General features: G+C 65.6%; 11 protein-coding genes and 1 pseudogene. 5 read left to right on the forward strand and 7 right to left on the reverse strand.

The features are described from left to right. The 4 genes from mdoH to R3280_RS13390 form a co-directional block, all read right to left on the reverse strand. Positions 1 to 1,508: glucans biosynthesis glucosyltransferase MdoH (gene mdoH / locus R3280_RS13375; protein WP_318999122.1), on the reverse strand; the 1,508-nt coding region annotated here is incomplete at its 3' end. Positions 1,509 to 1,533: 25 nt separating this feature from the next. Beyond that, a complete protein-coding gene (locus R3280_RS13380; protein ID WP_318999111.1) occupies positions 1,534 to 1,788 on the reverse strand; it encodes a hypothetical protein in 255 nt (84 codons plus the stop codon). Between the two features lie 39 nt (positions 1,789 to 1,827). Further along, positions 1,828 to 3,387 carry a glucan biosynthesis protein G gene (locus tag R3280_RS13385; protein ID WP_318999112.1) on the reverse strand — a complete coding sequence of 520 codons (1,560 nt, stop codon included), beginning with the start codon at positions 3,385 to 3,387 and terminating at the stop codon, positions 1,828 to 1,830. Between the two features lie 283 nt (positions 3,388 to 3,670). Then, positions 3,671 to 4,882, reverse strand: coding sequence for a ShlB/FhaC/HecB family hemolysin secretion/activation protein (locus tag R3280_RS13390; RefSeq protein ID WP_318999113.1), 1,212 nt, complete (start codon positions 4,880 to 4,882; stop codon positions 3,671 to 3,673). A gap of 204 nt (positions 4,883 to 5,086) precedes the next feature. Here R3280_RS13390 and R3280_RS13395 point away from each other — a divergent pair, with 204 nt between their 5' ends. Next, positions 5,087 to 6,397: an MFS transporter gene (locus R3280_RS13395; RefSeq protein ID WP_318999114.1), complete on the forward strand. Its 1,311-nt coding sequence runs from the start codon at positions 5,087 to 5,089 to the stop codon at positions 6,395 to 6,397. Here the strand turns inward: R3280_RS13395 and R3280_RS13400 are convergent. Together R3280_RS13400 and R3280_RS13405 are read right to left on the reverse strand one after the other, a co-directional pair. Continuing rightward, positions 6,392 to 7,006: a rhomboid family intramembrane serine protease gene (locus R3280_RS13400; protein ID WP_318999115.1), complete on the reverse strand. Its 615-nt coding sequence runs from the start codon at positions 7,004 to 7,006 to the stop codon at positions 6,392 to 6,394. The genes R3280_RS13395 and R3280_RS13400 overlap by 6 nt on opposite strands. Further along, positions 7,003 to 8,010 (reverse strand): isocitrate dehydrogenase, encoded by a 1,008-nt coding sequence (locus R3280_RS13405; RefSeq protein WP_318999116.1) that lies wholly within the window; start codon positions 8,008 to 8,010, stop codon positions 7,003 to 7,005. Before R3280_RS13405 ends, R3280_RS13400 begins: the two co-directional genes overlap by 4 nt. Before the next feature lie 151 nt (positions 8,011 to 8,161). On the opposite strand from R3280_RS13405, the gene R3280_RS13410 reads away from it, so the two are divergent. Continuing rightward, positions 8,162 to 8,614, forward strand: a complete 453-nt coding sequence (locus R3280_RS13410; RefSeq protein ID WP_318999117.1) for a nucleoside deaminase — start codon at positions 8,162 to 8,164, stop codon at positions 8,612 to 8,614. Here R3280_RS13410 and R3280_RS13415 read toward each other — a convergent pair. Beyond that, positions 8,603 to 9,700 carry a calcium/sodium antiporter gene (locus R3280_RS13415; RefSeq protein WP_413468779.1) on the reverse strand — a complete coding sequence of 366 codons (1,098 nt, stop codon included), beginning with the start codon at positions 9,698 to 9,700 and terminating at the stop codon, positions 8,603 to 8,605. The genes R3280_RS13410 and R3280_RS13415 overlap by 12 nt on opposite strands. Positions 9,701 to 9,899: 199 nt before the next feature. Between R3280_RS13415 and R3280_RS13420 the strand changes: the two genes are divergently transcribed. The 3 genes and pseudogenes from R3280_RS13420 to R3280_RS13430 form a co-directional block, all read left to right on the forward strand. Next, positions 9,900 to 10,964: a transporter substrate-binding domain-containing protein gene (locus R3280_RS13420; RefSeq protein ID WP_318999119.1), complete on the forward strand. Its 1,065-nt coding sequence runs from the start codon at positions 9,900 to 9,902 to the stop codon at positions 10,962 to 10,964. Between the two features lie 15 nt (positions 10,965 to 10,979). Beyond that, the gene (locus R3280_RS13425) at positions 10,980 to 11,732 is read left to right on the forward strand and encodes a spermidine synthase (RefSeq protein WP_318999120.1); all 753 of its coding nucleotides are present in this window, start codon (positions 10,980 to 10,982) and stop codon (positions 11,730 to 11,732) included. Between the two features lie 161 nt (positions 11,733 to 11,893). Next, positions 11,894 to 12,294, forward strand: a pseudogene (locus R3280_RS13430) (LysR family transcriptional regulator); the annotation flags it as partial.

Consider the following 12,294-nt stretch of genomic DNA (forward strand, 5'->3'; position numbering starts at 1 on the left):
GAGACATTGAACAGCCCACCCAGCACATAGCGGCTGTGGGCCAGCATGCGGATGGGGGCCAGCAAAACCGAGATCGCACTCTCCAGCAGCACGCTGAGCAGCAGCCGGGGAACACCACCAAACCCCGCCTCCTGCCTCCGTGCCACAACATCCAGCACCGCCAGGAACTTGGGCAGAAACAGCAGCGCCAGGGTACTGAGGGCCAGGGCTACCGCCCAGATCGGCCGCCATTCCGGCCACAGGGGAAACAGGCCCTGATAACCCTCGGGAAAGTAGTCGATCGGCGCCAGTGCCATCTGGGCGGCGGCCACCGTGGTCAGCACCAGGAAAGCGAGCCAGAGTGGTGACGCCAGGTAGGCCATGATGCCGTTGAGGAACGCCAGCCGGTGGGCGAAGCGCAGGCCGCGGCCGAACAGCATGACCCAGAGGTGCTGCAGGTTGCCCTTGGACCAGCGCTCGTCGCGGGTGAGCTCATCCGCCAGGGTGGGGGGCGACTCCTCATAGCTCTGCCCCAGCCCCGGTTCCAGCCAGACCTCGTAGCCGGCCCGCCCCATGTAGGCGGCCTCCACGAAGTCGTGACTCATGATGGGGCCGCTGAACAGGCCGAAGCCCGGCAGTTTGCGCAGGCCGCAGTGGGCCATGAAAGGCGCCACCCGGATGATGGCGTTATGACCCCAGAAGGCGGCGTCGCCCATCTGCACCGCCGCCAGGCCGGTGGCGAACAGGGGCGAGTAGACCCGGTTGGCGAACTGCTGCAGGCGGGCAAACAGTGACTGGCCGTTGATCAGGTTGGGGTTGGTCTGGAGGATGCCGGTGCGGGGCTCCCGCTGCATCAGCTGGACCATCCGCACCAGGGTGTGGCCACTGAGCAGGCTGTCGGCGTCCAGCACGATCATATAGCGGCAGCGCCGGCCCCAGCGGCGAAGGAAGTCCGCCACGTTGCCGCTCTTGTAGTTCAGGTTGACGGTGCGGCGGCGGTAGAACAGGCGCCCGTCGGCACCCAGTTCATCGCACAGGCGCTGCCAGGCAGCCTGCTCCTCCAGCCAGACATTGGGGTCGCGGCTGTCGGACAGGATGTAGAACTCGAAATGTTCGATCTCGCCGGCCCGTTCGATGTCCCGGTAGATGGCCCGCAAGCCACGCAGGGTGCGTTGCACCGGTTCATGGTAGATGGGCATGACGACCGCCGTCGGCGCCAGCACGGTGGCGTCCAGCTCCTCGGCGCTGTGACGTTTGAGCAGGGAGTGCCGGTCACCACCGGTCAGGCGCAACACCAGTCCGATGACCGCGGTCCAGAAACCCACCGCAATCCAGGCGTAGAGTACGGCAAACAGGGCCACCAGACCTTTCTCCACCAGGGTGTCACCGTGGTACGGCAACACCCACAGCAGGTAGTAGCTGGCCACCAGGGTCTGGCCCAGCACCAGGGTGGCCAGCAGGGACCGCCGCCAGAAGGCGACGCCACGCCAGGGCCTGGCCACCGGTGTGGCGGTCGCCAGATTCTCCATACCGACCCGCAGCGGTCCGGCGCCATCAGCCATGACGGTAGTATCCAATGCTGCCCCGCTTCATTGGCGGCCGCTGCCGGGGGAGCTGCAGCTCCGGCAACTCGAAGAAGTCCGGCACCCGGTCGATGACCCGGGCCATCAGATCCTCGCTGCCCTCGTCCATGGCGGCGTCCACCAGCCGCAGGGCCTGCCGGCAGACGGCCGGGGTAGGCTCCATACCATAGCCCCTCACATAGGCGATTACCCGATCCAGTGCCAGCTGGCAGAGTGTCTTCGCCATGTCCGCTCCTTGTTGTTCCGGTTCCAGCCGCGCCCGGCGTTATTGGGACGGGCCGCGGATGCCGGTCTGCGCCGGCAGCTCATAGGTCCAGGTTTCGGTGAGTGCGCGATCCCCCAGCCGCAGGAACGCCCTCGCCGCCATTAGCCCGCTGGCCGCGGGACGCAGCAGCATGGAGAGCCGCCAGGCCTGCTTCGCCGGCAGGTATTCGACGTAATGTTCCAGCACCTCGGTCTCGGCAACGCCGGTGACGTCGCTGACCACCGCCGCGTCGGGTGCCAGCGCGGACAGCTCGCCACCGGCAAAATCCACCACCACCCGCAGGGCGTTGTCGGCACCACCCCCGCCAATGCGGTTGGCATCGCCCACATCACTACCTACATAGGTACGCAGGGCCCGGCCACCCGGTTGACGGACGGTGTCTTCACCACCGAAGAACAGCCGATAGGCCAGCTCCATCTCCTCATTCGCACCAATCTCGTCTTGCGGATGCCAGAAGGCCACCACGTTGTCGTTGCTCTCGCCCCGGGTAGGAATCTCCACCAGCACCACTTCGCCACTGCCCCAGTCCCCCACCGGCTCCACCCAGGCGCTGGGGCGCTGGTCATAGCGGGCCTCGCCGTCCTCGAACTGATGGAAGGCGCGGTCCCGCTGGATCAGTCCGAAACCGCGGATATCCGTGGCCTGCAGAAAGCTGACCCGCAGACTGCGGGGGTTGATCAGGGGGCGCCACAGCCATTCGCCGGTCATACCGTCGTGCACCAGCAGGCCGTCGGAGTCGTGCACCTGGGGTCGCCATTCGCCCACCGGTCGGGGCGTGTTCTCACCGTAGTAGAACATGCTGGTCAGCGGCGCCAGACCCAGCATGGCAACACCGTCCCGGAAGAACAGCCGGGCGCTGACGTCAAGCCGGGTGGTATTCCCGGGCCGGACCACAAAGCGGTAGGCCCCGGTCACACTGGGGCCGTCCAGCAAGCCGTAGACCACCATGGCATCGGCATCCGCGGCGGGGCGCTCAAGCCAGAACTCGGTAAACGCCGGGTATTCCTCACCGGAGGCCAGACCGGTGTCGATGGCAATGCCGCGGGCCGAGAGACCGAACCGGTTGTCGGCGCCCACGGCCCGGAAATAGCTGGCCCCGGCGAACACCACGAACTGGTCCTGGCCGGCCTCGTCATCCATGGGGTAGGTGAGCTTGAAGCCGCTGTAGCCGAGATCGGCGGGAATGCGCTTGGCAAAAGCGTCGTTGGGCCAGGAAAAATTGTCCTTGTCGAACGGCAGCTGTCGCACGCCCTCGGCGTCCACTTCATGGAGGGTGACGGCGTGACCGTAGTAGCTGCCGGGCGCCATCAGCATCACTTCGAAGCCGGATTTGCCGCCACGCCAGAGGCTGGCGCCGGGTCGGAAACGGATGTCCCGGTACTGGTCGTAGGACAGATCCCTGAGGAACTGCGGCGCCGGCTGCGGCGCCCGGTAAGGGTCTTGGGCCAGGGTCCGCGCGCGTTCGACCACATCGGCAAAATCGAAATCCTGTGCCGCTGCCGGCAAGGGCACCCATACCAGTCCCAGCAGATAGCCGATGAGAAACTTTTGTCGCAGCATGAGTCACCTGTCTCCGTTGTCATCCCGACACTGGCCGGTCGATTGCGCCCGTCACTTCGCCTCCCCTGGCAGACGCCGACAGCTTGTAAACCACCATAGAACAATGCCCGGCAACGGGCGTTCAAGTGACAAGTACGTAACGCAGGGCAAAGCGAAGCACAGGCAATGCGGCTTTTTTTGGCACGGCGATGCGGAGGGAATAAAGCGGACCCGGCGGGGCTGCCTCAGAGCAGCGCAGCGCCGGTGGCAGGCCCGGCGAACGCGGGCCTTGCGGTGGCGTGACTCAGAGCTGGACGGAGAACGACAGGGTCAGGTCCGGGGATTCCGGACGCTCGGCGGCCCTGGCGGAGGCCGACAGCATGCTGCCCACCCGCAGTCCGGCCTGGAAGCCGCCGCCGCGGACATTCAGCGCCACCTCGGCGGCACTGGCACTGCCGTAGCGGAGCTGTTCGGACCGGGTCTGGGGCACCCAGCCCCGCAGTATCGAGAAGCGCAGGCTGGTATTGAGCCCCGGCCCCACCGGCAGGGGTTGCCAGGGGCTGCTGGCATCCAGGCGCAACCAGCCCCCGCGACTGCCGGAGAGGCTCTGGCCGCCGAAGCCGTGCATCATGGCCGGGCTCACCGCCACCAGGTAGTGGGACCCCGGCAGGCTGTCCGGGGCCACCTGGTAGCGACCGTTCAGCTCACATTGCCAGCGCCACAGGGGTTTGCTCAGGGTGCCCTGGATACTGTACTTGTGATAGGCGTGGCGTGCGGTTTCAGACCATTGGCCGGCACTGGCCTCCCTGAACACCTCCTGACCCTGCTCCGCGGTCAACCGGGTGATGGCCACGGCATCCAGCGCCAGGGTCTGGCGCAGCCGGGTTTCCACCCGCAGCGATGAGAACCGGCTCTGGGAGGTATCGGCACGGTCGTCTTCCACCTGCTTCCGGGCCTCGCGGGCTCCCACCCCCATGGTGGCGGCAAGCTCGGTGCCGCCGCGATCGAACAGGGTGCGGTTGGCGCTGACATTGACCGACTGGCTGTCGCCGCGGACATCGTAACGGCGATCGGCGCTGGTGACCGAATCCTCGTATTCATAAAGGCTGCCGTTCACCCGGATGGTACCGGCACGGGAGGGGAAGGCGTAGTTGAACCCCAGGCCCCGGTTGAGGACCCCCTCCCGGGCCAGCACCGAACGCTGGTAGTTGAGGGAAAGCGCGTCATTCAGGCCGGTCAGGTCGTTGGCGGCGACCCCCAGGTTGCCGCGAAACTGGGTGTCCTGGTGGTTGCTGTCACCGGCCACCGAGACCCGCTCGCCGAGCCAGTTCCGGTACACCGGCGTCAGCACCAGGCTGCGATCGGTCGCGTCGGGCGCAGGCAGGTCGGCGCCGGTGGCGTCTGCCTGCGGGCTGAAGGCCTCGATAGCCGGGTCGATGGCGTCCGCCCAGTGGGCCTGGACGCCAAAGCTGGCCATCAGCAGACTGACGGTGATGAGCACAGGCCGAAACAGCATCGGGTGGCGATATCCTCGGGAGCCAGGGCCGGGCAGCGGAATCTGTCCGGTAACGAAAACCGACTATAGTCAATAAGCGGACATCGAAACAGGACGGGATGCGGCAAAATTTCAAATGATTACAATTTTAATTTGTTCGGTAAAACAGATCATTGGAAACAATACTGAATGTAGTTTCGTGAAATTGGGTAAAGGCGGGCAAGGATGACCGGAACCGATTCTACCCAGCAACCGCAGACCCCTGCCCGGCCCCGGGCACTCTGGGCCTGGGCACTCTACGACTGGGCCAACAGCGCCTTCTTCACCATCATCCTCACCTTCGTGTTCGCCCGCTATTTCAGCGAGGCGGTGGTGGGGGACGAGGTGGCGGGCACCGAGTACTGGGGCAACATCGTCGGTATTACCGGCATCGGTATCGCCATCCTGGCGCCGGTGCTGGGGGCTATCGCCGACCAGTCCGGGCGTCGCAAGCCCTGGCTGGTGGCCTTTACCGGTCTGTGCGTGGTGGCCACCGCCATGCTCTGGTTCGTAACCCCCGATGCCAGTCAGTTCTGGCAGGCGGCGTTCTGGGTGGGCCTGGGCATTATCGGCGCCGAGTTCGCCTTCATCTTCTATAACGCCATGCTGCCGGGCCTGGCCCCGGCGGAGAAACTCGGGCGCTGGTCCGGCTGGGGCTGGGGGCTCGGCTACGTCGGCGGGGTGGTGAGTCTGGTGGTGGCGCTGTTCGGGTTTGTCCAGGTGGAACCGGGTTTCTGGGGTCTGGACCGGGACCAGGCCGAACACGTGCGGGCCACCTTCGTGCTGGTGGCGGTCTGGTACCTGGTGTTTGCCCTGCCGCTGTTCCTGCTGACACCGGACCAGGCCCGCACCGGCCTGAGCCCGGCCCAGGCGGTGCGGGCCGGGCTTGGCCAGCTGCGGGAATCCCTGGCCCAGGTGAGGCGTTACCGCACCATCCTGCGCTTCCTGGTAGCCCGCATGCTCTACACCGACGGCCTCGCCACCATCTTCACCTTCGGTGGCGTCTACGCCGCCGGCACCTTCGACATGAGCACAAGCCAGGTTCTGCAGTTCGGCATCGCCCTCAACGTGACCGCCGGTCTTGGCGCCCTGGGATTCGCCTGGGTGGACGACGCCCTCGGGGGCCGCAACACCATCCTGCTGGCACTTGCAGGACTGGCCCTGAGCTGTGGCGCCATCCTGATGGTCGAGGACGTGTTCTGGTTCTGGGTCTTCGGTATGACACTGGGCATCTTCGTGGGTCCGCTGCAGGCCGCCAGCCGGTCCCATCTGGCCAGGGTCTCGCCTGAGCACCTGCGCAACCAGATGTTCGGTCTGTTCGCCTTCTCCGGCAAGGCCACCGCCTTCGCCGGCCCACTGCTGGTGGGAGCCGTTACCGCTGCCACCGACAGCCAGCGCTGGGGCATGAGCACGATCCTGGTGTTCCTGCTGGTGGGTTTTGCCCTGATGCTGACCATTCCCAACGACCGCCCCGGCCGGGTGGGCGGCCACTCATGACGCATCGGAGAAGGTCACCAGGCGGTTCAGGAAGCGCGGCAGCAACGACGGCTCCAGCGCCAGCATGAACACCACACCCCAGGCCGCGCCCCACAGGTGGGCGCCATGGTTGAGATTGCTGCGGGCGTGCTTCTCGGCCCACAAGGAGTAGGCCACGAAGGCCACCGCGAACACCACCGCCGGCACCGGAATGAAGAACACCAGCAGCATCGCCCAGGGCTCCAGCAGGATATAGGCGAAGAGCACACCCGCCACCGCCCCGGACGCCCCCAGGCTGGCGTAATCGCGGTCGTGGCGCCGCCGCAGCAGGTCGGGAATACTGGCCACCACCAGACCGGCGAGATAAAACAGTACGAAGCCCGCCACGCCGATCCGCGGCGCCAGTACCTGTTCCATGACACTGCCAAAGAAAAACAGCGTGATCATGTTGAACAGCAGGTGGTTGCCGTCGGCGTGGATCAGGCCGTGGCTCAGCAGCCGCCAGGCCTCCCCGCGCCAGACCGCCGGCGGCCGCAGGATCATGGCGTCCAGCAGGCCCGGCCGCTGCCAGGCGGCAAACGAGGTGACCACCGTGACGATGATGATGATCAGGGTCGGGCCGATGATCATAGCTGCCGGATGACCGCTTCGGCATAGTCGCTGGTGGAGGCGGAGCCGCCCAGATCCGGGGTCAGCACCTGGCCATCCTCCAGGGCGCGGCCGATGGCCTTCCGCAGCCGCTCGGCGGCCTCCGCCATGCCGATGTGATCCAGCATCATGGCGGCGGCAAGCATCAGCGCCGTGGGGTTGGCAACGCCCTTGCCGGCGATGTCCGGGGCACTGCCGTGGACCGCCTCGAACATGGCCACGTCATCCCCGATGTTGGCGCCCGGCGCGACGCCGAGGCCACCCACGAGGCCGGCACAGAGGTCCGACAGGATGTCGCCGAACAGATTGGTGGTGACCAGGGTGTCGAACTGGTGCGGGTCCAGCACCAGCTGCATGGCGCAGTTGTCGACGATCATCTCCTGGTACTCAAGATCCGGGAAATCCTCCGCCACCCGCTGCGCGGTTTCCAGGAACAGCCCGGAGGTGGTTTTCATGATGTTGGCCTTGTGCACCACGGTCACTTTCTTACGGCCCCTGCGCTGCGCCAGGTTGAAAGCGTATTCCAGCAGCCGCCGGGATTCGCTGCGGGTGACCACACTGCGCAGCTCAGCCCGCTCACCGTCATCACTGATGGTCTGGCCGATGCCGGAGTACACGCCCTCGATGTTTTCCCGTACCGTGATGATATCCACATCCTGGTAGCGGGCGGGAATGCCGGGCCAGGTCAGTGCCGGCCGGACATTGGCGTAAAGATCGAAGTGTTTGCGCAGGCTGACGTTGACGGAGGTAAAACCCTTGCCCACCGGCGTCGTGATGGGCCCCTTGAGCAGGGTACCGTTGCTCTGGATGGTGTCCAGGGTGGCTTGCGGAAGCAGCTCGCCCTGCTCATCCAGGGCGCTCTGGCCGGCGTCGACCTGATCAAAGGCCAGGTCCGGATCCAGGGCTTCGAGCACCTTCAGGGTGGCTTCCATGATTTCCGGGCCAATGCCGTCGCCGGGAATGACTGCAATTCGGGCTTGTGTCATGTCGCTTTCACCTTTGCCGGGTGAATGGTGACTGCTTCTCCTGAGTTAAGCAGACCGGCAAAGCAATGGGCAAGGGCGATCCGGATCGGCACGGCCTGGCGTACTGATTCAGTGCGCCAGATGGCGGACATTTTCAAGAAGGGCAACGCAGATGACGCACGAAGACTACATGCGGGCGGCCATCGAGATGGCCAGGCAGGCCCCCGACCAGCCATTCGGGGCGGTTATTGTGGATCGCACCAGTGGTGACATCGTGGCCCGGGGGGTCAACCGCTTCCGGGAAAACCCTATCTTCCATGGCGAGATCGACGCCATCAACCAGTGTGCCCACCGTCTGGCGGCCCCCGCCTGGGATCGCTACGCGCTCTATACCACCGCCGAGCCCTGCACCATGTGCCAGGCGGCGATCCAGTGGTGCGGCATGACCCAGGTCTACTTTGGCACCGCCACACCGCTGCTGGGAAACCTGGGCTGGTCACAGATGGACATTCGTGCCGCCGAGGTAGCCCGGCGGCACACGGAACGGCCCACGGTGGTTACCGGGGGCGTGCTGGAGGCAGAATGCAACCAGCTGTTCTACAGCGCCGCCGGCTCAGCCGGCTGAGTTCTGGCCGCGGCCGGACCGACGCATTTCCTGGCCGGCGACCACCACCAGTGTCAGCGCGGTCAGCGGCAGCACGAAGTAGAGCATGACCGAACTGAACCCGGCCAGACTGTCATGATGGGTGGCGGCCATGATCAGGTAGAGGGTGTAGAGGCCGTAGTAAGCCAGCAGCACAGCGCCCTCCAGGCGGGTAATGACGCCCCCGGTGAAGAAGATGGGCAGGCAGGCGAAGGCCACGGCGATCATCACCGGCAGATCGAAACTGATCACCGACGGCGCCACCGCAATGCCGGAGGGGGCAATGATGCTGGCCAGGCCCAGCACACCCATCAGGTTGAAGATGTTGCTGCCCACCACGTTGCCCACGGCAATGTCACGCTCGCCCTTGATGGCCGCCAGTATGGAGGTAACCACTTCCGGCAGCGAGGTGCCGGCGGCGACGATGGTCAGGCCGATCACCAGCTCGCTCACTCCCAGGAACTGGGCAAAGGCCACGGCGCTGTCCACCAGCCAGCGGGACCCGATCACCAGCAGTACCAGGCCCGCCACGACCAGGGCGATGTTCTTGGCCGGGTGGCCAGGGCCTTCGGCGGGCAACTCCACCTCGCCGGCGGCGGCCGCTGCAGCAGCGCTGTCACGACGGCTCTGCCAGACCAGGAAGGCCACGTATGCCAGCAGGGAGGCAAACAGGATAACGCCGTCGATACGGCCAAAGCCGCCGTCCAGGGCCATCAGCAGAACCACCACGGACACTGCCATCATCAGCGGTACATCCAGGCGGATCAGCTGTTTTGAAACCACCAGCGGCACAATCAGCGCCGACACGCCGAGAATGAACAGTACGTTGAAGATGTTACTGCCCACCACGTTGCCCACCGCGATACTGGCCTGATCCGACAGCGCTGCCTTGACGCTGACCGCAAGCTCCGGCGAACTGGTACCGAACGCCACCACGGTCAGACCGATCACCAGCGGCGCAATACCAAAGGCCGCCGCCAGCCGGGACGCACCCCGCACCAGCAATTCCGCGCCCACGATCAGAAACACCAGCCCGAGCATAAACAACACAATCGACATAGCAGCCATCTCCAGGATTTTTAGAGGCGCCACCAGGGCGCCGACGCGCAGTATTCAACAGTCATTACAGGAAAAATACGGGCCTGCGTGTTTGTCCTTACGGGCCCTGTTTTTGCAACCTCGGCCGCGCCATCGTATCGTTGTAGGCCTTTTGCGAAAACCCACCATTCCCGAACCGGAGTCGGCCTTGAGCGGGCCGGACAACGCCATGAACCCAGTAAAGCATTGCCTGGCACTGATCCTGCTGCTGGCTGCCAGCGCCCCTCTTTCCGCGCAGCCCCAACCTCTGCAAGTCGGCATCACGCCGGTGCCGCCGTTTGTCATCGAGAACGGCGACGGCCAGTGGCAGGGCATCAGCATCGACCTGTGGCGGGAAATCGCCAGCGGCCTGGACCGCGAGTACGAGCTGGTGCCGCTGGGCTTCAGCGAGCTCCTCAAGCAGGTAGAGTCCGGCCAGATCGACGTGGCGGTTGGCGCACTGACTATGACCGCCAACCGGGAAGCCCGCTTCGACTTCAGCCACCCCTTCTACCAAACCGGGCTGGCCATCGGCATCCCCAGCGTGCCGGAGCAGAGCCTGTTCAGCAGCCTGCGGGGCCTGCTCAGTTGGCAGTTCATCAGTGTGATCGGCGCCCTGGCAGCGCTGCTGCTGGCGGTCGGTGCCATTCTCTGGCTGTTCGAGCGGCGCCGTAACCCCGACCAGTTTGGCGGCAGCGCCGCCGAGGGCATAGGCTCGGGTTTCTGGTGGGCGGCAGTGACCATGACCACGGTGGGCTACGGGGACAAGGCGCCGGCATCACTGGCGGGCCGAATCGTGGCGCTGATCTGGATGTTCGCCGGCCTGATCATGGTGGCCAGTTTCACCGCCGCCATCACCACCTCCCTGACGGTCAGCAACCTGCAGAACCAGATCCAGGGGCCGGCGGATCTGCCGGGCCATACCGTGGCCACCATCCGCGACACCGCCAGCGAAGCCTATCTGCTGGAAGCCCGAATCCGGCACCAGACCTACCCGGACCTGACCACCGCCATCCAGTCGGTGGCCGCCGGGGAGACCGACGCCATCGTCTATGACCGCGCCCTGATGCAGTACCGTAACCAGCAGCTGGACAACCCCCTGGCCCTGCTGCCGGGCGTCTTCGACCAGCAGCTCTATGCCCTCGCCCTGCCGGACGGCAGCCCCCTGCGGGGCCCCATTTCCGAGCGCCTGCTGGCCGTCACCGAGTCGCCCTCCTGGGAAGCCATCGTGGCGCAGTACCTGGGGCGGCAATAGCACGGACGGAGCGCCATGAAACTGAGCCGCAAGGGGGAGCTTATCTACGAAACCCGGGATGCCCTGGGCGCCATCCTGGTCTTCGACCAGCGCCGTCACCGGGTGCTGACCTTCGACTCGGTGTTCGAGCAGAGCAAGATCGACCGCCGCAAGCCGCATTTGCCGGTGCACGAGTACAACCGGGCCATGCTGCTACCGCTGGCCTGGCACACACCAGGACACGCCACCGTGCTGGGTCTGGGCGCCGGCACGCTGGTGACGGCCCTGCACCATCTACTGCCCCGGTGCCGGATACGGGCGGTGGAGTTACGCCAGCAGGTGGTGGACGTGGCCCGGGAATTTTTTGCCCTGCCGGAGTCCGAGCGCATCCAGGTCACTGTCAGCGATGCCCGCCCGGCACTGCGGCGCATGGAGGACGCCAGTACCGATCTGATCCTCACCGACCTCTATGGCGCCGACGGCATGAGCCCGGCTCCCGGTCAGGCCCGCTTCATCGACCAGTGCGAACGGGTCCTGTCGGACCAGGGCTGGCTGGCGGTGAACTACCATCGCCTGCCGGATGTGGGCAGTTCCCTGTTCGAACACATCCGCCGGCTGTTTGCCTCGGTGCTGCTGTTTCGCAGCCGCACCAACAACTTCGTGCTCTACGCCAGCAAGCAGAGCGCCGCACCCCTGGCGCCCGAGGCATCGGTCCTCAGGCAACTTCAGAAACAACTGCCCATCGACTGGTCCGGGCTGATGGCCGGCGTGCGCATTCCCGAACTCTAGAAGCCCTCGGTAAACCCCGGTGGAATGGCGCCGCCACCCAGCCTTACCGGCCGGCCGGCGCAACGCCTTACCTATGCTTTAATGTTCATATTGGTCTTCTCATGGAAACCGCTATCTAATGGCCAAGAGGCCGTCATCAATCGCAGAAAATATGTCAGACCATGCATAACAAAAAACTCAGCATCGCCCCCGCCTGGGTCTTCCGAACCGAGGAAGGCGAGCTTTTCGAGCCGGTCATGTTCACGCTGCTGCAGGGCATACGGGACAGCCGCAAACTCACCACTGCCGCCGCCGAGGCCGGTCTATCCTACCGCCACGCCTGGAACCTGCTCAACCGCTGGACGGATTACTTCGGCCTGCCGCTGGTGCTGATGCGCAAGGGCCAGGGCACAAGGCTGTCGCCACTGGGGGAAAAGCTGTTGTGGTCGGAGCAGCGGGTCCGCGCCCGCCTGGGGCCGCAGATCGACAGCATGGCCTCGGAGCTCAACAATCAGCTCCAGCAACTGCTGGCCGGCACCCACCCGGTGCTGCGGCTGCACGCCAGTCACGGCTACGCGGTGGC

The organism is Marinobacter sp., assembly GCF_033722195.1.
GTDB lineage: Bacteria > Pseudomonadota > Gammaproteobacteria > Pseudomonadales > Oleiphilaceae > Marinobacter.

Excerpts from the sequence above, each read along its gene's own strand:
- R3280_RS13380 (WP_318999111.1), bottom strand. The coding sequence starts at position 1,788 with ATGGCGAAGACACTCTGCCAGCTGGCACTGGATCGGGTAATCGCCTAT.
- R3280_RS13385 (WP_318999112.1), bottom strand. The coding sequence starts at position 3,387 with ATGCTGCGACAAAAGTTTCTCATCGGCTATCTGCTGGGACTGGTATGG.
- R3280_RS13390 (WP_318999113.1), bottom strand. The coding sequence starts at position 4,882 with ATGCTGTTTCGGCCTGTGCTCATCACCGTCAGTCTGCTGATGGCCAGC.
- R3280_RS13395 (WP_318999114.1), top strand. The coding sequence starts at position 5,087 with ATGACCGGAACCGATTCTACCCAGCAACCGCAGACCCCTGCCCGGCCC.
- R3280_RS13400 (WP_318999115.1), bottom strand. The coding sequence starts at position 7,006 with ATGATCATCGGCCCGACCCTGATCATCATCATCGTCACGGTGGTCACC.
- R3280_RS13405 (WP_318999116.1), bottom strand. The coding sequence starts at position 8,010 with ATGACACAAGCCCGAATTGCAGTCATTCCCGGCGACGGCATTGGCCCG.
- R3280_RS13410 (WP_318999117.1), top strand. The coding sequence starts at position 8,162 with ATGACGCACGAAGACTACATGCGGGCGGCCATCGAGATGGCCAGGCAG.
- R3280_RS13415 (WP_413468779.1), bottom strand. The coding sequence starts at position 9,700 with ATGGCTGCTATGTCGATTGTGTTGTTTATGCTCGGGCTGGTGTTTCTG.
- R3280_RS13420 (WP_318999119.1), top strand. The coding sequence starts at position 9,900 with ATGAACCCAGTAAAGCATTGCCTGGCACTGATCCTGCTGCTGGCTGCC.
- R3280_RS13425 (WP_318999120.1), top strand. The coding sequence starts at position 10,980 with ATGAAACTGAGCCGCAAGGGGGAGCTTATCTACGAAACCCGGGATGCC.